The organism is Pseudomonas sp. GW531-T4 (assembly GCF_017349615.1).
Classification (GTDB): Bacteria; Pseudomonadota; Gammaproteobacteria; order Pseudomonadales; family Pseudomonadaceae; genus Aquipseudomonas; species Aquipseudomonas chlororaphis_I.
In genome coordinates, this window is sequence record NZ_JACMZT010000004.1 from 93,138 (window position 1) to 116,346 (window position 23,209).

Genomic DNA, 23,209 nt, shown 5'->3' on the forward strand with positions numbered 1-23,209 from the left:
CGGTAAGCAAGCGTGTTGCACAGATAACTGTTGAGCAAACAGCGACAAAGTGTATCGTCTGGCGACTATTACCGCCGATCCGGCTTTGCCCTGCCTTGATCGTTTTTTGTGCCGTGCCATGGCACTTCGGCAGCAACCCGGTGGTCATAGCCTGCGAACTTCACTCGGCACCTTCCTCTACAGGGATTTAGTCATGCTCCGTTCCTTGCGCTTCGCTGCCCTGTTTGGCGGCCTTATCTCGAGTGCGTCCGCGCTCGCGGTCGACATCGACGCCGCCAGCTATGGCTACCCCTTGACCAACCCGTTCGAGGCGACCATTGCCACCACTCCGCCGGACCTGCGTCCGAAGCTGCCGAGTGACGACGATATCAATCAGTCCGACCGCAGCCTGACCTTGCGCCCCGAGCGCGAATTCATCCTGCCGGACAACTTCTGGGCCGTGAAGAAGCTCACCTACCGCATCGCCGAGCAGGACCATGCCGCACCGCTGATCTTCCTCATCGCCGGCACCGGCGCGCGCTACGACAGCAGCCACAACGAATACCTGAAGAAGCTCTATTACCAGGCCGGCTATCACGTGGTGCAGCTGTCCTCGCCCACCAGCTTCGACTTCATCAGCGCCGCCTCGCGGTTCGCCACGCCGGGTGTGACCAAGGACGATGCCGAAGACATATACCGCGTGATGCAGGCGGTACGCGCGCAGAACCCGAAACTGCCGATCACCGATTTCTATCTCACCGGCTACAGCCTCGGCGCCCTGGACGCGGCCTTCGTCAGCAAGCTGGACGAAACCCGGCGCAGCTTCAACTTCAAGAAAGTCCTGCTGCTCAACCCGCCGGTCAACCTCTATACCTCCATCACCAACCTCGACAAGCTGGTGCAGACCGAGGTCAAGGGCATCAATAACACCACCACCTTCTACGAGCTGGTGCTGAACAAGCTGACCCGCTACTTCCAGCAGAAGGGCTACATCGATCTCAACGATGCCCTGCTCTACGACTTCCAGCAGTCCAAGCAGCACCTGAGCAACGAGCAGATGGCGATGCTGATCGGCACCTCGTTCCGCTTCTCCGCCGCCGACATCGCCTTCACCTCGGACCTGATCAACCGCCGCGGCCTGATCACCCCGCCCAAGTACCCGATCAGCGAAGGCACCAACCTCACGCCATTCCTCAAGCGCGCCCTGCAATGCGACTTCGACTGCTACCTCACCGAGCAGGTGATCCCGATGTGGCGCGCCCGCACCGACGGCGGCAGCGTGCTGCAACTGATCGACCAGGTGAGCCTGTACGCGCTCAAGGATTACCTGCAGGACAGTCCGAAAATCGCCGTGATGCACAACGCCGACGACGTGATCCTCGGCCCCGGCGACCTGGGGTTCCTGCGCAAGACCTTTGGCGACCGGCTGACGGTCTACCCCCATGGCGGCCATTGCGGCAACCTCAACTACCGCGTCAACAGCGACGCCATGCTGGAGTTCTTCCGTGGCTAAACATCTCCTGCTCATCGCTGCGTTATTCTGCGCAGGCTATGCCAATGCCGACGACGGCCAGACCGCGACACCCGTGGTCGCAGACGAGGATGGCTTCACCCAACCGCTCAAGCGGCTCAAGTTCAACCCGGGCCTGGACCAGCGCGAGTTCGAGCGCTCGACCCTCAACGCGCTGAATGTCTACGACCCGCTGGAGTCGTGGAACCGCCGGGTGTACCACTTCAACTACCGCTTCGATCAATGGGTGTTCCTGCCGGTGGTCGACGGTTACCGCTACATCACCCCGAGCTTCCTGCGCACCGGTGTGAGCAACTTCTTCAACAACCTGGGCGACGTGCCGAACCTGGTCAACAGCCTGCTGCAGTTCAAGGGCCAGCGCTCGCTGAACACCACCGCCCGCCTGCTGGTCAACACCACCATCGGTATCGGCGGTCTCTGGGATCCGGCCACCAGCATGGGCCTGCCACGCCAGAGCGAAGACTTCGGCCAGACCCTGGGCTTCTACGGCGTGCCGGGCGGCGCCTATTTCGTCCTGCCGATCCTCGGCCCCTCGAACCTTCGCGATACCGCCGGATTGGCCGTGGACTACACCACCGAGTCGGCGATCAACTTCCTCAACGTCTCCGAGGTCAGTTCGAACCACCCGGAACTCTGGGTCCTGCGCAGTATCGACAAGCGCTATCAGACCAGCTTCCGCTACGGCCAGCTGGACTCGCCGTTCGAGTACGAAAAAGTCCGCTACGTCTACACCGAATCGCGCAAGCTGCAAATCGCCGAGTGATCCCTCCAGGGCCCTGCCATTCGTGCAGGGCCCTTTTCTTCGCCGCACCGATACCCTCGCCCTTCTCAGCACCTGCACCCTCTCCGGAAGCAGAAAAATCCTCATTGGAATTTCCCAGGCAAGTAGATACGATGCTAATCATTAGCTAGCTATCTATGTGCCTTGCCAATGAAAAGCCCCACCCTGCGAATCCCCGATTTCTGGCTGGCCGTCCTGGCTCCCAGCCGCAACGACCTGCTGTTCGCCATCAGGAACATGATCGCCGGGGGCATCGCCCTGTACCTGGCCTTTCGTTTCAACCTCGAGCAGCCGCAATGGGCCCTGACCACCGTGTTCATCGTCAGCCAGCCCAGCAGCGGCATGGTCCTGGCCAAGGGCGCCTTCCGCCTGCTCGGCACCTTTAGCGGCGCCCTGGCCTCGATCCTGCTGATCGGCCTGTTCGGCCAGGCGCCCCTGTTGTTTCTGCTGGCGATGGCGCTGTGGCTGGCCTTCTGCACCACCGGCGCTTCGCTGCTGCGCAATCATGCTTCCTACGGCTTCGTACTGGCCGGCTACACCGCGGCGATCATCGCCCTGCCCGCCACCACCCATCCGCTGCTGGTGTTCGACCAGGCCGTGGCCCGCTGTTCGGAAATCAGCCTGGGAATCATCTGCGCGGCGATCGCCAGCACCGTGTTGTGGCCGCGCCGGGTCGAACAGGCGCTGGCCACCCAAGGCAAGCTCGCCTGGCAAGCCGGCATGCGCGCCGCGGCCTCCGAGTTGATCGGCCAGGACCAGCGCAAAGGATTGCTGGAAGCCCTCGGCAAGCTGGTGGCGGTCGATGCCCAGCGCGATCACGCCTGGTTCGAAGGGCCTCAGGGGCGTCGGCGCTCCCAGGCCCTGCGGGTGCTCAGTCGCGACTTGCTGAGCCTGTTGCGCGCCGCCCGCGGCGTGGCCCGCCAGCGGCTGATGCTCGACAGCGCGGCGAATGCCGCGGTGGCACCGCTGATCGAACAACTGGCCACGGCCCTGGAACACAGCCACGAGGCAGACATCGCCCAGCTGTCGGCACGCCTTCAAGAGGCACTGCAGGACCGCAGCCTGTCGCAGGATGCACATCTGTGCCTGATGCAATTGGCCCAGGTGCCGGCGCTGCTGGAACGCAGCGCGCGGACTCTGCAGGCCGTCGAGCAGGGCCGGGTACCCCATGGCGCGCCTGGCGCCCTGTCCTGGCACCGGGATATCGAGCAAGGCATCCTCGGCGGCCTGCGCAGCGCCCTGGCGTTTCTCGCCGTGGCCGGCTTCTGGGTGCTCTCGGCCTGGCCCTCCGGCCTGGGCGCGGTATCGATCTGCGGGGTGGTGCTGAGCCTGTTCGCCGGCCGGGAAAACCCTTCCGCCTCCAGCCTCAACTTCCTCAAGGGCATCGCCCTGTCAGTACCGATCGCCGGCTTTGTCGGCCTGGGATTGCTGCCCGGCTGGGATGGTTTCCCGCTGTTGTGCGTGGGGCTCGGGGTGCCGCTGTTTTGCGCTTCGCTGTGCATGAGCAAACCGCGGATGGCGCCAATCGCGTCGGCGTTCTGCATCTTTTTCGTCAACAACGTCGGCCCCGGCAACCTGATGACCTACGACCTGGCCAACTTCCTCAACAAGGCCATGGCGACCCTGGTCGGCGTCGGCATCGCGGTCCTGGTGTTTCGCCTGGTCAGCCTCAACCCCGGCGAACATCACTATCGGCGGATGTTCCGCGCCTCGCTGTTCGACCTGGCGCAACTCACTTCGCGCCCGCTGGAGCAAGCCGAGAGCTGGTTCGGCGGGCGCATGGCCGACCGCTTGATCCGCCTGGCGCGCTACTCCGAAAGCCTGCCCCAGGAACGCCGCCAGCACTGGGACAACGGCCTGCTCGGGCTCGACCTGGGCGACGAACTGCTGCAATTGCGCGCCAGCCTGGGCGCCGCGGTCGGCGCCCTGGGCGTCGAGCGCGGGCACTACCTGCAGAGCATCGCCACGCTGCTCAAGTCGGGCGGACCGACGCCACGCCGCAGCGATCGACTGGACGCTCCGACCGTCGCCCTGCTCAAGGCCCTGGAGCAGGCGCCGCAACTGCCGGAACAGGACCTGGAAATGGCCAGGGCGGCGCTGCTGCAACTGCAATTCACCTGGCACAAATGGTGCCGCCTGACTCGCCACGAACCCGGCGTGGCGGCTGTCGCCCAGGGGCAATGAGCGGGCAAAAAAAACCGCCACGCGCCGGTGGCGGCGGGTGGCGGCATAACGCCCTGGGAAAGCCCCTCAGGCTTGCAGCAGCGGGAACAGCGAAATCACCAGCAGCAAGGCCATGCCGTAGTTGAACAGGCGCAGCCAGCGCGGATCGCGCAGGACATTGCGCAGCACGCTGCCGAATCCGGCCCAGACCCCGACGCTCGGCGCGTTGATCAAGGCAAACAGGCTGGCGATTACCACCACGTTGAAAAAGTAGCCCTGCAATGGCGTATAGGTGCTGATGGCCCCCAGCGCCATGACCCAGGCCTTGGGGTTGACCCACTGGAACGCCGCCGCCCCCCAGAACCCCAGCGGCCGGCCCTTGCCGTCAACTTCCTGGGACACCGGCCCGGAACGGGCGATGTTCCAGGCCAGGTACAACAGGTAGGCCGCACCGACATAGCGCAGCACCTTGTACAGCACCGGGTAGGCCTCGAACACGGCGCCCAGGCCCAGGCCAACGGCCAGTACCAGCACCAGGAACCCCGAACTGATCCCGAGGATATGCGGCACCGTGCGGCGGAACCCGAAATTCACCCCCGAGGCCAGCAGCATGGTGTTGTTCGGTCCGGGGGTCACCGAAGTGACAAAGGCAAACAAGGCGAAAGCCAACAACAAGTCGATCGACAACGGCATACAGTCATCCTGAGAAGTACATGCTCCGAACAGAGCCCTGAGTCATTGTTTTCGCCCCGGCGATCGCCACGGGCGAGGCTTATCCACGCTTACAGCAAGGACCCGATGAAGCCCGCGGCGACCATGGCGTAGAACGCGCCGCAGACCAGGCCGAAAGCCTTGCGCGTGCGGACGAAAAACGGCTCCGCCGAACGCGCGGAAAACGCCAGGGCGTAGGCACAGAAAATCACGAAGCCGGCGACCGCACAGCTGCCCACCAGCACGAAGCTGGCCCAGGAGGGCGCCGTGGCGCTGAGGCCGACGGTGGTCACGGTGAACCAGGTCAGGGCCGCCTTGGGGTTGGTCAGGTGGATGCCCAGCCCTTGCAGGTAGAACCCCAGCGTGCGGCTCTGTTTGGCCCGGGCGCGATTGAGGTTGACCGCGCTCGCGCTCAGGGCGCCGCGGATGGATTTGTAGGCCAGCCATAACAGGTAGCAGGCGCCGAGGATCTTCAGCCAGACCAGCACCTGGGTGTTGGACATCAGCAAGGCCGAGACGCCCGCGGCCGTCATCGCGCCCCAGCACAACGAACCGGAAATGACCCCGGCCGCCAGCGCCAGCCCCGGGGTACGCCCGTAGCTGAGCGAGGTGTTGGCAATCGCCAGGTTACCCGGGCCAGGGCTGGCGGTTCCGATGACATAAACGGCCATAGCAGCACCAAAGCTCGATAAATCAAACATTTGACGGTCTCTCGTAGAAGTCGCGGGAGCAGGGTTTACCAACCGGGATGCCGCCCCGCGCGGGCCGGCATCCCTCCTCGCTACTTGAAGCAGCGATGATCGGGTTCTTCGGCCCGGATCTTTTCCATCCAGGGTTTGAGTTCGGATTGCTTGTACAGCCGCTCGCCCCAGCGCTCGGGCGACACCGGCAGCGGACGGCCTTGCAGGATGTAGTCGGTCAACAGGTGGATGAACTGCTGCAGGCAATAGGCGCCGACATGCAGGCGCAGCGAAGACGCGGTTTCCGCCGGGGCGATGTTGAAACGCGCGACGTGGATGATGTCGCCGCTGTCCACCGAGGGCGCCAGGTGATGGCAGGTCGAACCGTAGGTTTCGTCCTGGTAGTAGATCGCGTAGTGCTGGCTGCCCAGGCCGCGGTACTTGGGCGGCGCCGGGTGCAGGTTGATCGCGCCCTTGCGGGCCCGCTGATAGATGCTCGGCGGGAAGATGAAGTCGCCGCGATAGGAAATGATCCAGTCGCCTTCCCAGTCTTCCAGGTGATACGGATAGGGGTCGCCCGGGTCCCAACAGAACACTTCCAGGTTGGAAAAAACCGTCTTGGCGAATTCAACGCCGTGATCGCACCAGTCCATGGTGCACACCGACAATAGAACTTTGTCCTTGCATGGTTCGATGGTCTGCATAGTCTTTTCCACTATTGGCTGTTGGTACATTTCGAACCCCCCCCCGGTCCGCCCTCCCCGCTAACCCTGCTGGCAGGCCTCGACTACCGCCGTGAAGCGCTCGACCATTTCGGCGATTTCCGCCTCGCTGGAGATGAAGGGCGGCGCGAACAGCACGTGGTTACCGTGAACACCGTCGGCGGTTCCGCTGCCCGGATAAATCAGCAGCCCTTGTTCCAGCGCCTGCGCCTTGAGGCTTGCGGCGTAACGGCCGCCACCGTGATAGGGCTCGCGGGTGTCCCGGTCCTGAACGAACTCCACGCCGACGAACAGGCCGCGTCCGCGCACATCGCCGACATGCTCGAAGCGCGCCAGGCACTCGCGCAGGCCGTGGCGCAGTTGCTCGCCGCGTAGGCGCACGGCCTGCAGCAGGTTCTCGTCCTGGATGACCCGCTGCACCTCCAGCGCAACGGCGCAGGCCAGTGGATGATTGACGTGGGTCTGGCCGTTGCCCAGCACCCCGGAGTTGCCCGCCATGGCCTCATGCACCCGGCTGCTGACCAGCAACGCCGAGATCGGCTGGTAACCGGCCGCCAGGCCTTTGCCGACCGCGACCATGTCCGGCACGATGCCGTCGTCTTCGTAGGCGAAGAACCTGCCGGTGCGGCCCATGCCGGCCATCACCTCGTCGAGGATCAGCAGCACGTCGTGGCGCTCGCACACCGCCTTGATCTTGCGGAAGTACCCCGGCACCGGCGGCACCGCGCCGTTGGTGGAGCCGACCACGGTCTCGGCGAAAAACGCCGCCACCCTGTCGCTGCCCAGCGCCCTGATCTTTTCGTCCAGTTCCAACGCCAGGCGCGTCCCGTACTGCTCGTCGCTTTCATCGGTGCCCTGATGGCGATAGGCATAACAGGGCGAGACGAATTCGGCGGACCCGAGCAACGGCTCGAAGACCCCGCGACGCTGCAGGTTGCCGGAAATCGACAGGGTCCCCAGGGTGCTGCCGTGGTAGCTCTGCTGGCGCGAGATAAAGATCGATTTGCCCGGCAGCCCGCGCTCGCACTGATACTGGTAGGCAATTTTCATCGCCAGCTCCATGACCTCGGAACCGCCGGAGAGAAACTGCGCCTTGGCCAAGCCGCCGGAGGCCCCCACCAGCAGGTCCGCCAATTCCTCGGCGGCGCCCGTGGTGAAGCTGCCGGCATGGGCCCAGCTGAGCTTTTTCGCCTGCTGCTCGATGGCCGCGGCGATCCGTGGATGTCCATGTCCCAGGCTGGAAACCGCCACCCCGCCGCACGTGTCGAGGTAGCGTTTGCCCGAAGCATCCTCAAGCCAGACCCCAGCGCCATTGACGGCGTGAATCGGTGAGGCATTCAAGTTCTTGTAGATGACCGTTGACATGGATCCGAGCCCTTGCAGTTATTCGGCCTAACGGGTGTTTTCCGGGTGGTCCCACGCCGTCGAGCCTTGATGGAAACGCTGGCTGAAGCGCGAGGAATTGAATATCCGGCGCGCCCAACCGATCGGTAGCAACACCACAGCGAACATCAACAACGAAAGCAACCTGAGCATGGCCTTGTCTCCTGAATAAAAAGTGAGTGAGCGATCAGTCCAGCGGGATCTCGTTGCGCCAGTCGACCTCTTCGACGAACTCCGGCTGGGTCGTGCGCTCGAGAATGAAGCTGCCCAGCACCAGCACATCCATCTCGGTGCGCATGAAGCAGGCGTAGGCTTCTTCCGGCTTGCACACGATCGGCTCGCCGCGCACGTTGAACGAGGTGTTGACCAGCACCGAGCAGCCGGTGCGTTTCTTGAAACTGCGCAGCAGATGGGTGAACGGCGCATTGTTTTCTTCGGTCACCGTCTGCACCCGCGCCGACAGGTCGACGTGGGTCACCGCCGGCAACTGCGAACGGATCGAGTTGATGCTGCCCAGGCCACGCTCGGGGCCGCCGGGCTGCAACGACTCGGCGGTCTTGATCGAATCGGTGACCTGCGAAACCATCAGCATGTACGGGCTCTTCTCGCAGATGTCGAAGTAGATCTGGGCGTCCTCGTCCAGCACCGCCGGGGCAAAGGGCCGGAAGGATTCGCGGTACTTGATCTTCAGGTTCATGGTGCGCTGCATCTCGGGATTGCGTGGATCGCCGAGGATCGAGCGCGCGCCCAGGGCTCGCGGGCCGAACTCCATGCGCCCCTGGAACCAGCCGACCACGGCGCCGTCGGCCAGGTGCCGCGCAGTTTCGTCATACAGCTCGGCCCCCTCGAAGCGCTGGTACGGATACTGGTTGGCGTCGAGGAACGCCTGGATCTCTTCATCGCCAAAGCCCGGCCCCAACAGGCTGCCGCTCATGGCGTCGAGCTTCTTGCTGCCCAGGTGCGGACGCCCGGTGCGCTTGACCGAATAGTCCATGGCCGCCCCCAGGGCACAACCGGCGTCGCCGGCCGCAGGCTGAATCCAGATCGCGTCGAAACGTCCGGAACGGCTGAGCACACCGTTGGCCACACAGTTGAGCGCCACGCCACCGGCCAGGCACAAGTTGCGGTAACCGGTCTGCCGCACGGCCGCGGTGGCCAGCCCCAGCACCACTTCCTCGGTCACCTGCTGCACCGAGGCCGCCAGGTCGCATTCGCGCTGGGTGATCGGGCTCTCCGGCTTGCGCACCGGACCGCCGAACAGTTCCTCGAACGCCTCGCCGACCATGCGCTCGCCACGCAGGTACTCGAAGTACTTCATGTTCAGGGTGAAGGAGCCGTCGGCGCGGATGTTGATCAGTTCCTTGCGGATCTTGTCGGCATAGATCGGCCGGCCGTAAGGTGCCAGGCCCATGAGTTTGTACTCGCCGGAGTCGACCTTGAAGCCGCAGTAATAGGTGAACGCCGAGTAGAACAGGCCGACCGAGTGCGGATAGGAAATCGAGTTCATCAGGTCGAGCTTGGAACCGTCGCCCTTCCAGATCGTGGTCGAATGCCATTCGCCGATGCCGTCGATGCACAGCACCGCCGCCTGTTCGAACGGCGACGGGAAAAACGCCGCCGCGGCATGGGAACGGTGGTGCTGCGAAGCGATGGTGAGCGGTCCGGTACCACGTCCCAGTTCCTCGAGTTTCTCGTCGATGAACTTGAGCACATTGAGCTTCCAGCGGATCCATTCCGGCATGGTGCTGATGAAGGTGCGCGCACCGCTGATGCCGCCACTGGCGAAGGAGGAAATCATCCGCGAGAACTTTTCCTGCGGGTCTTCGTAGTAGACCACGGCGGTCAGCTCATCGAGGCCGATCCCCTCGGCGTCCAGGCAGTACTTGATGGCATTGGCCGGAAACGCCGCGTCGTGCCGCACCCGCGTGAAGCGCTCTTCCTGGGCCGCAGCCACCGGCACCCCGTCCTTCACCAGCGCCGCTGCGCTGTCGTGATAGAACGCCGAAATCCCTAATACGTAAGTAGCCATTTAAACGCTCATCCTCATAGCTTCATGCCAATCCATGGAAATTCCCTGTGTCTGTGCACAGTCCGTCATCCGTGCAACCAACTTGAGACCGGCAGGCTTTTTAATGCCGGAATCAACGACACCACCAACAACACACTCATTGAAATGTTGAACAGCCGGAGCCGGTTCGGCTCGCTGAGAAAGCGCCGCAAATAACGTCCGAACAGCACCCAGACCATCGAGCAGGGCGAGCCGAAGAGAAAGAAGATCAAGGCGATCAGCAGGATCTGCGCACTGTAGGAACCGACCGGCGTGGTGTAGGCCAGGACCGCGCCCACCGCCATGATCCAGGCCTTGGGGTTGACCCACTGGAACAGCGCCGCGCCGGTGAAGCCCAGCGGGCGCCCACCCTGGTCGTCGAGATCGACCGTGGGCGCCGTGGCGATCCGGTAGGCCAGATACAGCATGTACAGGGCACCGATCACCTGCAGGATGTCATGCAGGCTGGGATAACGATGGAACACCGCGCCGGCGCCGAGCCCCACCGCGATCAGCATCAGTGGAAAGCCGATGTTGATGCCCGCGACGTGGCGCAGGGTGCGGCTGATGCCGAAGTTGACCCCGGAGGACATCAGCATCACGTTGTTCGGCCCCGGCGTCACGCAGGTGGAAATCGCGAACAGGATGACGGCGTAGTAGTCCAGATTCTGCATGCCCCAGGCTCCGCTCAACGATAGTCTTCAAGGGTGCCGCGGCGACGAATGTCGACCGACACGCAATGGAAGCCGCCACTGAGGCTGCGGGCATGGCGCATTTTCAGCGGCGCCACATCGATACCGTGTTTCTCCAGGGCGCGAATCAGCGGCACTTGCTGGTCGTTGATCACCGCCAGCGCCGGGTTGACCATGATGAAGTTCATGCCCTGCCAGATCGACGCGCGCGGGTAGGACCAGCAATAGCCGGTGTCGACCATTTCCGGCGCCCAGATGATGTCCCAGTTCTTGAACAGCGCCGGCACCTGGTCCTTGCGGATCCGCTCCGGACACAGCACCACCAGCCCCGGGCGGACCACGGTGATGGTGGTGTCCAGGTGCGTGCCGTCGTACACGCCGCTCACCGGGTGCACCCGGTAACGATCGCCCAGCACCCGCTGCAGCCACTGGCAACCCAGTTCGTTACCGCTGCGCGAAACCAGATAGAGGATGTCCTCGCCGACGCGGATCACGTTGGCGGCGTCGAAGATCGGCTCGTCATTGGCAATGATCGAGCCGTTCTTGGGGTTGATCCGGTAGGTGCTGTCCAGCAGCTGCGGCTTGGGCGCGGAAATCCAGTTGGAGCCGCTGGCAAAGTATTCGGCCAGGTGCCGGCGATAGGCGAACGGTTCCAGGTAGCGGCTGCGCAGCGCCATCGGCGCCTCGATGATGGTCTGGCCGATGGGTAGCAGCACATCCCGCGGGCAGTAGTTGTATTCGCCGTCGGTTTTCCAGGCGCAAGTGCCGAATACCGCGCGATGGTCAGTGACGTCCGGGCGCCGCACTATGACCCCGTGGGAACGCAGGAAGGCGGCAAAGGCGTCCAGGTCCTCGCTGGCTTCCTCGATCACCTGCTGCGGATAGGAGCCGGATGGAATGTCCTCGATGTAGTCATGCTGCTCGCTGTAATCCAGGGCGAACAGGCCGCGGTCGGGTCGCGGCACCTGCGCGCCCTGGGCGACGCCGACGATCATTTCTTCCAGCGGATCCCACTCGTTGTGCACGTTGACCAGAGACATGGACACTCCTTGATGTTCAGGCCGTTACGCCAACCGGCGCGGCAGGGACAATAGGTTCATGGTGAAACAGCGCCTGATCCTCGCCCCGCGTCTTGCTCCGGGGCAGCACCGCGCCCGCGGAGCCGATGCCCAGACGCTGCAACCAGGACGTCAAGCGGTCCGGCTGCGGTGCCAGGGACTCGTAGCCGACGCGGACCCGCAGCCAGTGTTCTGCCAGTTCCGCCGGCTTCGTCGCGGCGACCTGGCGCATGTAGGCGTCGATGGCGTCCACCGCCCAGGCCGAATGCCCGGTGGTGACGTTATCGATGGTGTTGTGCAGGTCGACGAACGCCGTGCTGAAGCCGTAGTGCCGGAGGAAGCGCCGGGCCGAACGGTAGCTGCCGCCCACCCCCGACAGTTCCATCGCCAGGTTCATGCCGAGGATTTCCGGCATGAAGGTCACCGGCAGCTTGCCCAGGCACAGCCAGTAGACCGGCAAGCGGAACGACGCCTCGCGCAGCCGCTCATCCTCGGCGAACTCGCGGGCACCGGTAGGCGCCAGCTCCAGCCCCATCTGGCGCAGGCCGTCGCGGTAGATCTTCGGATGGTTCAGCGCATAGGAGCCGTTGCCCAGCTCGTCCCAGTAAGTCTGGAACAACGCGTAACCGACATGGGACGAGGCCAGCGTCAGGTCGGTGAAACCTTGCAGCCAGGCGCCGTCGATCAGGGTCAGCGGTGCCAGTTGCAGGGTGGAATCGACGATTTCTTCGCGCGACGGCATGGCCGCCGGGTCGCTTTCTTCGAACTCCTGACCGTGGCGGTCGTGCTTGTCCAGTAGCCATTCGCGCAATACGCCGACATTCCAGGACTCGGGCAAGGTGCGTTCCGAGTTTTGCAGCGAGCGGCGCGACTGCTCCAGCCAACGCGTCACATAAGCCTGGGCAAAAGCCTGGGTGCGAGGCGCCAGCGCCCTGCCCTGCAAGACGAAATAGGCCTCGCGCAGGCTCTTGGGCCACTGGCCCTGCTCCTGAATGCCCTCACCCAGCACCTGTGGAACCACTGCATTGCAAGGGCTTGGCGTTGGTACTTGGGCAGCTTCTGCGCGCTGGATCGGGCCGGACAGGCCATCGATCCATTTGCGGATGACGCTCAGGTCGGCCTCGCTGAAGATCCGGAACATGCGCCCGTTCGGCGCGACCAGTGTATTGACCAGCAGACTCTTCTCGGCGTTGCCCGGCACGATCAGGCGGCTGCGCGAAAGCATCTCCAGCAGCGGCACCGGGTCGACCTGGGCCTCACGCAGCCACTGCGCCAGGCTGCGGCCTTCCATCTTGTAATCCTGGTGATAGACCGCGCCGGCCCGGGCCATGCGCTGGATCATCTTGCCCATCAGGCGCTCGGGCGATACCGCCGCCCGACAGTGCACCAGCAGCCGCTCGTTGAACGTCTTCAGGGCCGCGAACAACCACTGGGCGCCCGCCTCCAGTTGCAGGCGGCGAATGTTGCCCTGATTGGCGACCTGCTCGCAGACCCACAGGGAGATCTCCAGCGCCGAGCTGTCGCCCGCGCTTTCATCCAGTTGGTTCAGGTCGAGTCGGCGGACATCCAGCTGCTGCGCGTCCAGCACCGCCCACCAGGGGCTCAGCCCCAAGGCACGCCAGGCATAGTCGATGCCGCACAGGGTGTCGCCAAAGGCATCGCTGCGGCGGCTCACCGCTTGCAGCAATGCCGGTAATTCGAACAGTTCGTCGGGCAGGTCAGGGAGCGTGGAAAGCTCGAACGGCGAAACCGCATAGGCGGTCAGCCCCGCCTGCACCAACAGCGATTTGAAGTGATCAGCGCGCGATGCCAGGGGCCGCCCGACGCCGACGTCGTGGGCCAGTAGCTCCATGAGCCTGAGCTGCGCGCTGTCCTCGAAAACCCCGGGGGCGCTCATGCCTTGCAGCCAGCAACCCAGCACCGAGGCCAATGGCGCCGAGTGCACCAGCAGGGCCTCGGCGAATTCCCGTTGGTTGCCCAGCTCCGCGGCCTGGCTGGCCAGTTCGCGGTAAACCCGGGCCTGCTCGTCACGCCAGAGCTCGATCTGCACCCGCACCCCGGACAGACCTTCCGCACCGGTTTCCCCCGGTGCGGCCAGGCCCATCAGACGCCGAATACTGACATCCCCCAGAAAGCTCTCGGGGTTGCTGACTGATCGATAAAACTGGCGCCACATACTGTTTACTTCCCTTCCAGGTTGGAGACCAAGGCAATCCATTGCCGGCCCTCAGTCATCGGCAAGCAATGACATCGGGTGTCGAGATCAGAACATCGGGTAGATCGAAGAGTCCGGCTTCTTCTTTTTCTTCTTGCCGAAGAGGCGTTGGAACAAGCTCTTGATGTAACTCATGGCAGACTCCTTTAAAGAACATCGAGGATGATTTTCGAGACGAAATCATTCCCCTGGTCGGTGAAGTGAATACGGTCGACGAACAACCACTGTTCAGGCCGCAGGGCCTCGGACAGCAGCGGCGTAATGTTCACGAAACGCACGCCCATCTTCTGGGCGCCCTCGCGCAGGCGGGCGGCATAGGCCTCGCAGACGCTAGGTTGCAGGATGTCGCCATAGACCTCGCTGAAACTGCCGGCGCGATCCAGCTCGGCGAACAGCTGTTCTTCCTCGTCGCAGCCCTTTTCCCGGACCCAGCCGGCCAGCGGCTGCAGAATGAAGGTCAGCTTGGCACCCATGTCGGCCGCCAGCGCGCGCCAGGTATCCAGGTGACGCAGGGTCAGGTCGGCGGCGTAGTCGATCTGCTCTTCCATGGTCGGTGGCGGCTCGGGCGTCGGCTCTTCCTGTTCCTTGCCGAGCAAGGCGCGGAACATGCCGCGCTTGGGCGCCTGGGACTCCGGACGCATGGCGTCGAAGAATTGGTTGCAGTTGAAGAAAGCGCCGTGTTCGCCACGGCTGCTTTGTGGCTGGCGGGCCAACCCCAGGTTGTTGAACCCGGAAAACAGCACGATTTCGTCGACCTTGGGCAGCAAATGACGGTAAAGGGTGAAGAGCGTCAGTTCCTGGGTCGAGTTGAAACTGCGTCCGCCGAAGTTGATCCAGGGCTTGCTGTCCGGATCGTTCTCGGCCAGGCGCGAAGGCAATGTCCAGGCATCCGAACTGGCACCGATGCCAAACACGGTCGAGCTACCGGCCAGCACCCGCACGCTCTTGGCGTGGCGGCTGTTGGCCACTGAATACTGTATGCCCAGCAGTTCCGAATAGCGGAAGCCCGAGGTATCTGTATTGACCACCTCCGAACGGTGGTCGGTAGGATGGAAATACATCAAATAAGGCAGCCAGCGAACCTCACCACCGTCGGTGAACTTCTGCTCGTACTCAGCCATCTGTGGAGTCAGTTTGATCCTTGCCGTCATTACCCTGCTCTTCCTTGAGAAGTCATCGTCTAAAGTAGCCTGAGGGGGAAGCCCGTTATACGTTGCCCGGGGGGACTCTGAATTGCGTCGCAACTGTATTTAAGAACAACCAGTACAGTGCGATGCGGGCCATCTTCCCAAAGGCAACCACTGTCTTATAGGTACACGCCGGATGATTTTTCTCAGTACAGATTGCTTTTTTGCCTCTAAAAATTTTCAAAAAAAGTGGAATCTGTAACTTTTTATACGACAGATGAGTCGCTACAGTCCCCCGCATGACTCGATACCTGAATCTCGCCGAATACATCAGCAGCCGCATTGAGCAGGGGTTATACGGGCCGGGGGAGCGTTTGCCTTCGGTGCGGGCCCTGAGCCTCGAGCACGGCGTCAGCCTCACCACCGTGCAACAGGCCTATCGGGTTCTGGAAAGCTCGGGACTGGCTATCCCCAAGCCCAAGTCGGGCTATTTCGTCCCGGCCGGCCGGCGTTTGCCGGAGTTACCGAAGATGGGACGGCCGTCGTTGCGGCCTGTGGATATCTCCCAGTGGGACCTGGTGCAGGACCTGATGCGCCAGGAGCAGAACGCCAATGCCATTCAACTGGGCTGCGGCATGCCCGACACTACGGCGCCGACCCTCAAGCCGCTGCTGACCGCCCTGGCGCGAATCAGCCGGCGCAGCGACAGCCCGAGCCTGCAATACAACCACCTGCAAGGTGTGCTGAGCCTGCGCGAGCAGATTGCCCGCCTCGGCGTCGACTCCGGTTGCCGCCTGACGCCCGCGGAAATCGTCGTCACCAGCGGCTGCCAGGAAGCCCTGTCCATCGCCATCCGCGCCCTGTGCGAACCCGGCGACATCGTGGCCATCGCTTCCCCCTGCTTTCACGGCATCATCCAGCTGCTCAAGGCCGCCGGCCTCAAGGCCCTGGAGATTCCCACCGACCCGGTCACCGGCATCAGCCTGGAAGCCATGGAAATGGCCCTGGAACAGTGGCCGATCAAGGCCATCCAGCTCACGCCCAATTGCAACAACCCGCTGGGCTACATCATGCCGGACGATCGCAAGCGCGCGATGATCCGCCTGGCCCAGCGCTACGACGTGCCGATCATCGAAGACGATATCTATGGCGACCTGGCGTTCCGCTACCCGCGGCCGCGCACCCTGAAGTCATTCGACGACGACGGGCGCGTGCTGCTGTGCAGTTCGTTCTCGAAAACCCTGGCGCCGGGCCTGAGGATCGGCTGGATCGCCCCGGGGCGTTACCTGCCGCAAGTGCTGCACATGAAATACGTCGGCTCCGGCACCACCGCGACCCAGCCGCAGCTGGCGGTGGCCGAATTCATTGCCAAGGGTCATTACCTGCCGCACCTGCGACGGATGCGCAAACAGTACCAACGCCATCGCGACCTGATGACCGAGTGGGTCAGCCGCTACCTGCCGGAAGGCACCCGGGTCAGCAAACCCCAGGGCGGGTTCACTTTGTGGGTGGAGTTGCCGGACGAGTTCGACACCTACACCCTGAACCGGCTGCTGGAAGCCGAGGACATCCAGATCGCCAACGGCAATATCTTTTCCGCGGCCGGCAAGTACCGCAATTGCCTCAGGCTGAACTTTGCCGGCGTGCCCAACCGCAAGATCGAACAGGCGATCAACAAGATCGGCCTGGCGGTCGCGCAACTGCTCCCTGCCTGACAGACCCTCGCCCTCGCCCCTCGTCCTGCAGCGGCGAGGGCCTTCAACGAATCAGGCCCTGGCCGCGCGCCACAGCTTGCCACCCAGCGACACCACGACCAGTACCGCGGCGCCGGCGATGATGCCGGCTACGGCATTGAGCAGCGTCGGCATGATCAGCGAAAACCCGCCAACCACCTCGGCCGTGTGCGCCGTGACAGTCTCGATCCAGTGATGCGCCGCCGGCACGCCGTGGGTCAGGATGCCGCCGCCGACCATGAACATGGCCGCGGTGCCGATCACCGAGAGGCTTTTCATCATGTAGGGCGCTGCGCGCAGGATCGCGCCGCCGATGCTTTTTGCGACCTGGCCCGGCTTCTGCGTCAGCCACAGGCCGAGGTCGTCGAGCTTGACGATGCCGCCCACCAGGCCATACACGCCGACGGTCATGACGATGGCGATGCCCGAAAGCACCACCACCTGCTGCATCAACGGCGCGTCGGCGACGGTGCCCAGGGTAATGGCGATGATCTCGGCCGAGAGAATGAAGTCGGTGCGGATCGCGCCCTTGATCTTGGTCTTCTCGAAGGCCACCAGATCGGTGGCCGGGTCCGCCACGGCTTCGATCAGTTGCTGGTGCTCGGCCTGATCCTCGGCCTTGCTGTGGAGAAACTTGTGGGCGAGCTTTTCAAAGCCCTCGAAGCACAGGTAGGCACCGCCGAGCATCAGCAGCGGTATCACCAGCCAGGGCGCGAAGGCACTGATGGCCAGCGCCGCGGGCACCAGGATCAGCTTGTTCAGGAACGAGCCCTTGGCCACCGCCCAGACCACCGGCAATTCGCGCTCGGCGCGCACCCCGGAAACCTGCTGGGCATTGAGCGCGAGGTCGTCCCCCAGCACCCCGGCGGTCTTCTTCGCCGCCATCTTGGTCATCAGCGCCACGTCGTCGAGTACCGTGGCAATATCGTCGATCAGCACCAGCAAACTGCTTCCGGCCATGGATCAGGGTTCCTTGAGGTCATAAATGTTGCGAAGCATAGCGCGCAACGAGGGCCGGCGGGGCATTCTTGAGCCTCGCGCAAGGCCGGTGCTACCATGCGCAACCGCCCGAACAGGCAAGGAATCACCTGGTTTATGAGCACCATCCGCGAGCGCAACAAAGAACTGATCCTGCGTGCCGCCAGTGAAGAGTTTGCCGACAAAGGCTTCGCTGCGACCAAAACCAGCGACATCGCGGCCAAGGCGGGGCTGCCCAAACCCAACGTCTACTACTACTTCAAATCCAAGGAAAACCTCTACCGCGAGGTCCTGGAAAGCATCATCGAGCCGATCCTCCAGGCTTCGACCCCGTTCAACGCCGACGGCATGCCCAGCGAAGTACTGAGCGGCTACATCCGCTCGAAGATCCGCATCTCCCGCGACCTGCCCTTCGCCTCCAAGGTGTTCGCCAGCGAGATCATGCACGGTGCCCCACACCTGAGCCCGGACCAGGTCGAGCAGCTCAACGCCCAGGCCAAGCACAACATCGATTGCATCCAGACCTGGATCGATCGTGGCCAGATCGCACCCATCGACCCGCACCACCTGATGTTCAGCATCTGGGCCGCGACCCAGACCTACGCCGACTTCGACTGGCAGATCTCGGTGGTGACCGGCAAGGCCAAGCTGGACGAGTCCGATTACGAAGCCGCCGCCCAGACCATCATCCGCCTGGTGCTCAAGGGCTGCGAAACGGACCAGTAAGGCAGCCCCTGTAGCCGCTGCCGCAGGCTGCGATAAGGCCGAAGGTCTTCAGCGATCTTCAGATCTTGCGCACCCGTGGTGTGCGATCGCAGCCTGCGGCAGCAGCTACACGGCTACAGATCAGGCACTCACACCCGCATCCGCCCGCAAGCCCTGCGCCTCGATGGCGCTGATCGCACATTGCTCGTCGATGTCCGAGGTGTCGCCACTGATGCCGATCGCACCCACCACCACCCCCTGCTGATCACGAATCAACACCCCACCCGGCGCCGGCACCACGCTGCCCTGCCCCAGGCTATTGAGCGCGGCGATAAAGGCCGGCCGCTGCTGCGCATCCAGCGCCAGCAGGCGCGAGCCCTTGCCCAGGGCGATCGCGCCCCAGGCCTTGCCGATGGCGATCTGTGGCCGTAGCAGGCTGGCCCCGTCTTCGCGCTGCAAGGTCACCAGATGCCCGCCGGCATCGAGCACCGCAATGGTCAAGGGTGCCGCGCCGATCTCACGGCCAAAGGCCAGGGCCTTGTCGGCCAGGCTGACTGCAACGTTCAAGGTTAAAGCGCTCATGGGTGCCGTCCTTATTTTGTTATTGGGAAAAATTGGGGTGTTCCGATAAGAAGATCGATACAACAAATAGAACACAACAAACTTTATTTTTGTATACAATAATTTTCACAAACCCCTGCTTCCGACGAAAAGCTGCCTGTTTATCGGCACCGGACGAACGCATCCAAGCGCGAGAGAAAATGGATTGACCTGCGACACTCGCCATGAATACACTCAGCGCAAAGCCACTTGTATACAATTACAAAACGTAAGAGGCACAAAACCATGAGCAAAATGAGAGCAATCGAAGCCGCCGTTCTGGTGATGCGCCGTGAAGGGGTCGATACCGCTTTCGGCATCCCGGGTGCCGCCATCAACCCGCTGTACTCCGCCCTGCAAAAGGTCGGCGGCATCGATCACGTCCTCGCTCGCCACGTTGAAGGCGCCTCGCACATGGCCGAGGGTTACACCCGTACCAAAGCCGGCAACATCGGCGTGTGCATCGGCACCTCCGGCCCTGCCGGCACCGACATGGTCACCGGCCTGTACAGCGCCTCGGCCGACTCGATCCCGATTCTCTGCATCACCGGCCAGGCCCCGCGGGCCCGCCTGCACAAGGAAGACTTCCAGGCCGTCGACATCACCAGCATCGTCAAGCCGGTGACCAAGTGGGCGACCACCGTCCTGGAACCGGGCCAGGTGCCCTACGCCTTCCAGAAAGCCTTCTATGAAATGCGCTCCGGCCGCCCCGGCCCGGTGCTGATCGACCTGCCGTTCGACGTGCAAATGACCGAGATCGAATTCGACATCGACGCCTACCAGCCGCTGCCGCTAGCCAAGCCTTCGGCGAGCCGGGTCCAGGTCGAAAAGGCCCTGGCCCTGCTGGATCAGGCCGAGCGGCCGTTGCTGGTTGCCGGTGGCGGCATCATCAATGCCGATGCCAGCGAACTGCTGGTGGAATTCGCCGAACTGACCGGTATCCCGGTCATCCCGACCCTGATGGGCTGGGGCAGCATCCCCGACGATCACCCGCAGATGGTCGGCATGGTCGGCCTGCAGACGTCCCACCGCTACGGCAACGCCACCCTGCTCAAGTCGGATGTGGTCCTGGGCATCGGCAACCGCTGGGCCAACCGCCACACCGGCTCGGTGGACGTCTACACCGAGGGCCGTAAATTCATCCACGTGGACATCGAGCCGACCCAGATCGGCCGGGTATTCACCCCGGACCTGGGCATCGTCTCCGACGCCAGCTCGGCGCTGACCGTGTTCATCGAAGTCGCTCGCGAATGGCAGGCCGCCGGCAAGCTGAAGAACCGCAGCGCCTGGCTGCAGGATTGCCAGCAGCGCAAGTCGAGCCTGCAGCGCAAGACCCACTTCGACAACGTGCCGGTCAAGCCGCAGCGGGTGTATGAAGAGATGAACCAGGTGTTCGGCAAGGACACCTGCTATGTCAGCACCATCGGCCTGTCGCAGATTGCCGGCGCGCAGTTCCTGCACGTGTACAAGCCACGCCACTGGATCAACTGCGGCCAGGCCGGCCCGCTGGGCTGGACCATTCCGGCGGCGCTGGGGGTGGTCAAGGCCGACCCGAGCCGCAAGGTGGTGGCGCTGTCGGGCGACTATGACTTCCAGTTCATGATCGAAGAGCTGGCCGTGGGCGCGCAGTTCAAGCTGCCGTACATCCACGTGGTGGTGAACAACTCCTACCTGGGCCTGATCCGCCAGGCGCAGCGCGGTTTCGACATGGACTACTGCGTGCAGCTGTCCTTCGACAACCTCAACGCCCCGGAACTCAACGGCTACGGCGTGGACCACGTCGCGGTCGCCGAAGGCCTGGGCTGCAAGGCGCTGCGGGTATTCGAGCCCGCGGGCATCCAGCCGGCCCTGCGCCAGGCCCAGGAAATGCTCGAGCAGTTCAAGGTGCCGGTGATCGTCGAGATCATCCTGGAGCGTGTCACCAACATCTCCATGGGCACCGAGATCAACGCGGTCAACGAATTCGAAGACCTGGCGCTGGTTGGCAACGACGCCCCGACCGCGATTTCCCTGCTCGACTGACACCCCTATGTAGCCGCTGCCGAAGGCTGCGATCGCATCCGCAGGATGCGCAAGATCTCAGGATCGTCGAAGGCCTTCGGCCTTATCGCAGCCTGCGGCAGCGGCTACAGGGATTGATACCTCTACAGGAGACCACCATGCCGCGTTTTGCCGCCAACCTGTCCATGCTGTTCACCGAACAGGACTTCCTCGCCCGCTTCAAGGCCGCCGCCGAGGCCGGCTTCAGTGGTGTCGAATACCTGTTCCCCTATGAATTCAGCTCCGCCGAGATCAAGGCGCAACTCGACGCCCACGGCCTGACCCAGGTGCTGTTCAACCTGCCTGCGGGCGATTGGGTGAAAGGCGAGCGCGGTATCGCCTGCCTGCCGGACCGGGTCGAAGAGTTCCGCGCCGGGGTCGACCTGGCCATCGCCTACGCCCAGGTGCTGGGCAATACCCAGATCAACTGCCTGGCCGGCATCCGCCCACAAGGCGTCGACGATGCCACGGTGGAAAAGACCTTTATCGCCAACCTCAAGTACGCCGCCGAGAAACTCCAGGCCGCGGGCATCAAGCTGGTGATGGAAGCGATCAACACCCGCGACATCCCGGGCTTCTACCTGAACAACACGGCCCAGGCCCTGTCGATTCGCGAGCAGGTCGGCAGCAGCAACCTGTACCTGCAATACGACATCTACCACATGCAAATCATGGAGGGCGATCTGGCCCGGACCCTGTCCGGCCACCTGGACGCGATCAACCATGTCCAGCTGGCGGACAACCCGGGGCGTAACGAACCGGGCACCGGCGAGATCAACTACCACTTCCTGTTCGGGCATCTGGACAAGATCGGCTACCAGGGCTGGGTCGGTTGCGAATACAAGCCGCTGACCACCACCGAAGCCGGCCTGGGCTGGCTCAAGAGCCACAACGCAATCTGATCGCACACCGCGTCATCGTTCATCGCTGTAGGAGCGAGCTTGCTCGCGAAGGTCGTCAACGATGACGCAGGCATCCTGAATGAACACGGCGCCCTGCCATTTTTCGCGAGCAAGCTCGCTCCTACAGAGGGCGTGCTACCTAACAAAAAGAGGATTTTCTCATGGCTAAAATCGGATTCATCGGCACCGGCATCATGGGTCACCCAATGGCCTCCAACCTGCAAAAAGCCGGTCACAGCCTGTTCCTGTCCCAGCACCACGACGCGGCCCCGGCCGACCTGGTCGCCGCCGGCGCGGTCGCCCTGGCCAGCCCCAAGGAAGTGGCCCAGGAAGCCGAATTCATCATCGTCATGGTCCCGGATACCCCGCAGGTCGACGACGTGCTGCTGCGCGCCGACGGCGTGGCCGCGGGCGTCGGCCCGGGCAAGGTGGTGATCGACATGAGTTCGATCTCGCCGACCGCGACCAAGGCCTTCGCCGCCAGGATCAACGAGAAAGGCGCGCAGTACCTGGACGCCCCGGTGTCCGGCGGTGAAGTCGGCGCCAAGGCGGCGACCCTGAGCATCATGGTCGGCGGCGACAGCCAGGCCTTCGAGCGCGCCCTGCCGCTGTTCCAGGCCATGGGCAAGAACATCACCCTGGTCGGCGGCAACGGCGACGGCCAGACCGCCAAGGTGGCGAACCAGATCATCGTCGCCCTGAACATCCAGGCGGTGGCCGAGGCCCTGCTGTTCGCCGCGAAAAACGGCGCCGACCCGGCCAAGGTGCGTGAAGCGCTGATGGGCGGCTTCGCCTCCTCGAAGATCCTCGAGGTGCACGGCGAGCGCATGATCAAGGGCACCTTCGACCCGGGCTTCCGCATCAGCCTGCACCAGAAGGACCTCAACCTGGCCCTGCAAGGCGCCAAGGAGCTGAACATCAACCTGCCCAACACCGCCAACGCCCAGCAAGTGTTCAGCACCTGCGCGGCCATCGGCGGCAGCAACTGGGACCACTCGGCGCTGATCAAGGGCCTGGAACACATGGCGAACTTCTCGATCCGCGACAAGTAAGAGAACGCCAGTAAATCCCCTGTAGCCGCTGCCGAAGGCTGCGATCGACTTGGGCGGCACTCCGACGCAGCAGGCGCGCACTTGCACATCGCAGGAAGGTTCTTCGAACC

General features: G+C 63.5%; 20 protein-coding genes. 8 read left to right on the forward strand and 12 right to left on the reverse strand.

The genetic code is table 11. The features are described from left to right. Positions 1 to 193: 193 nt before the first annotated feature. The 3 genes from J4D28_RS04485 to J4D28_RS04495 all read left to right on the forward strand — a co-directional run bounded on the left by J4D28_RS04485 (position 194) and on the right by J4D28_RS04495 (position 4,475). Positions 194 to 1,492 (forward strand): serine protein kinase PrkA, encoded by a 1,299-nt coding sequence (locus J4D28_RS04485; RefSeq protein ID WP_009047760.1) that lies wholly within the window; start codon positions 194 to 196, stop codon positions 1,490 to 1,492. Then, positions 1,485 to 2,273: a VacJ family lipoprotein gene (locus J4D28_RS04490; RefSeq protein ID WP_009047759.1), complete on the forward strand. Its 789-nt coding sequence runs from the start codon at positions 1,485 to 1,487 to the stop codon at positions 2,271 to 2,273. Before J4D28_RS04485 ends, J4D28_RS04490 begins: the two co-directional genes overlap by 8 nt. A 168-nt stretch (positions 2,274 to 2,441) precedes the next feature. Then, complete coding sequence (locus J4D28_RS04495) at positions 2,442 to 4,475, forward strand: FUSC family protein (protein ID WP_103331289.1); 2,034 nt, start codon at positions 2,442 to 2,444, stop codon at positions 4,473 to 4,475. Positions 4,476 to 4,541: 66 nt separating this feature from the next. Here the strand turns inward: J4D28_RS04495 and J4D28_RS04500 are convergent, their stop codons facing one another. The 10 genes from J4D28_RS04500 to J4D28_RS04545 all read right to left on the reverse strand — a co-directional run bounded on the left by J4D28_RS04500 (position 4,542) and on the right by J4D28_RS04545 (position 15,113). After that, positions 4,542 to 5,147, reverse strand: coding sequence for a LysE family translocator (locus tag J4D28_RS04500; RefSeq protein ID WP_009042782.1), 606 nt, complete (start codon positions 5,145 to 5,147; stop codon positions 4,542 to 4,544). An 89-nt stretch (positions 5,148 to 5,236) separates the two neighbouring features. Beyond that, a complete protein-coding gene (locus J4D28_RS04505) occupies positions 5,237 to 5,866 on the reverse strand; it encodes a LysE family translocator (protein ID WP_009047757.1) in 630 nt (209 codons plus the stop codon). A gap of 80 nt (positions 5,867 to 5,946) precedes the next feature. After that, the gene (locus tag J4D28_RS04510; RefSeq protein WP_007931465.1) at positions 5,947 to 6,549 is read right to left on the reverse strand and encodes a formyltransferase family protein; all 603 of its coding nucleotides are present in this window, start codon (positions 6,547 to 6,549) and stop codon (positions 5,947 to 5,949) included. Positions 6,550 to 6,609: 60 nt separating this feature from the next. After that, complete coding sequence (locus tag J4D28_RS04515) at positions 6,610 to 7,932, reverse strand: aspartate aminotransferase family protein (protein ID WP_103331288.1); 1,323 nt, start codon at positions 7,930 to 7,932, stop codon at positions 6,610 to 6,612. Between the two features lie 27 nt (positions 7,933 to 7,959). Next, a complete protein-coding gene (locus J4D28_RS04520; RefSeq protein ID WP_007931463.1) occupies positions 7,960 to 8,103 on the reverse strand; it encodes a hypothetical protein in 144 nt (47 codons plus the stop codon). A 34-nt stretch (positions 8,104 to 8,137) separates the two neighbouring features. Beyond that, complete coding sequence (locus J4D28_RS04525; protein ID WP_009047755.1) at positions 8,138 to 9,979, reverse strand: carbamoyltransferase; 1,842 nt, start codon at positions 9,977 to 9,979, stop codon at positions 8,138 to 8,140. A 65-nt stretch (positions 9,980 to 10,044) separates the two neighbouring features. Continuing rightward, entirely contained in the window at positions 10,045 to 10,671 is a 627-nt protein-coding gene (locus J4D28_RS04530) for a LysE family translocator (protein WP_009047754.1), read from the reverse strand. Positions 10,672 to 10,685: 14 nt separating this feature from the next. Next, positions 10,686 to 11,729 (reverse strand): inosamine-phosphate amidinotransferase 1, encoded by a 1,044-nt coding sequence (locus J4D28_RS04535; protein WP_103331287.1) that lies wholly within the window; start codon positions 11,727 to 11,729, stop codon positions 10,686 to 10,688. Between the two features lie 16 nt (positions 11,730 to 11,745). Next, entirely contained in the window at positions 11,746 to 13,923 is a 2,178-nt protein-coding gene (locus J4D28_RS04540; RefSeq protein WP_041987168.1) for an iron-containing redox enzyme family protein, read from the reverse strand. A gap of 185 nt (positions 13,924 to 14,108) precedes the next feature. Continuing rightward, positions 14,109 to 15,113 carry an inducer of phenazine A gene (locus J4D28_RS04545; protein ID WP_009047751.1) on the reverse strand — a complete coding sequence of 335 codons (1,005 nt, stop codon included), beginning with the start codon at positions 15,111 to 15,113 and terminating at the stop codon, positions 14,109 to 14,111. A 275-nt stretch (positions 15,114 to 15,388) separates the two neighbouring features. Between J4D28_RS04545 and J4D28_RS04550 the strand changes: the two genes are divergently transcribed. Further along, positions 15,389 to 16,804 (forward strand): PLP-dependent aminotransferase family protein, encoded by a 1,416-nt coding sequence (locus tag J4D28_RS04550; protein WP_009047750.1) that lies wholly within the window; start codon positions 15,389 to 15,391, stop codon positions 16,802 to 16,804. 51 nt (positions 16,805 to 16,855) lie between these two features. Here J4D28_RS04550 and J4D28_RS04555 read toward each other — a convergent pair whose 3' ends face one another. Then, positions 16,856 to 17,782 carry a DUF808 domain-containing protein gene (locus J4D28_RS04555; protein WP_016702222.1) on the reverse strand — a complete coding sequence of 309 codons (927 nt, stop codon included), beginning with the start codon at positions 17,780 to 17,782 and terminating at the stop codon, positions 16,856 to 16,858. 135 nt (positions 17,783 to 17,917) lie between these two features. Between J4D28_RS04555 and J4D28_RS04560 the strand changes: the two genes are divergently transcribed. Further along, on the forward strand, positions 17,918 to 18,526 hold the full coding sequence (locus J4D28_RS04560) for a TetR/AcrR family transcriptional regulator (protein ID WP_038631046.1): 609 nt from the start codon (positions 17,918 to 17,920) through the stop codon (positions 18,524 to 18,526). 120 nt (positions 18,527 to 18,646) lie between these two features. On the opposite strand, the gene J4D28_RS04565 is transcribed toward J4D28_RS04560, so the two are convergent. Next, positions 18,647 to 19,087, reverse strand: a complete 441-nt coding sequence (locus J4D28_RS04565) for a heme-binding protein (protein WP_198919936.1) — start codon at positions 19,085 to 19,087, stop codon at positions 18,647 to 18,649. Between the two features lie 264 nt (positions 19,088 to 19,351). Between J4D28_RS04565 and gcl the strand changes: the two genes are divergently transcribed. The 3 genes from gcl to J4D28_RS04580 all read left to right on the forward strand — a co-directional run bounded on the left by gcl (position 19,352) and on the right by J4D28_RS04580 (position 23,099). After that, entirely contained in the window at positions 19,352 to 21,127 is a 1,776-nt protein-coding gene (gene gcl / locus J4D28_RS04570) for a glyoxylate carboligase (protein ID WP_103331190.1), read from the forward strand. Positions 21,128 to 21,264: 137 nt separating this feature from the next. Next, positions 21,265 to 22,047, forward strand: a complete 783-nt coding sequence (hyi, locus tag J4D28_RS04575; RefSeq protein ID WP_016702225.1) for a hydroxypyruvate isomerase — start codon at positions 21,265 to 21,267, stop codon at positions 22,045 to 22,047. Between the two features lie 161 nt (positions 22,048 to 22,208). Further along, positions 22,209 to 23,099 (forward strand): 2-hydroxy-3-oxopropionate reductase, encoded by an 891-nt coding sequence (locus tag J4D28_RS04580; RefSeq protein ID WP_009047744.1) that lies wholly within the window; start codon positions 22,209 to 22,211, stop codon positions 23,097 to 23,099. The last annotated feature ends 110 nt before the right edge of the window (positions 23,100 to 23,209 follow it).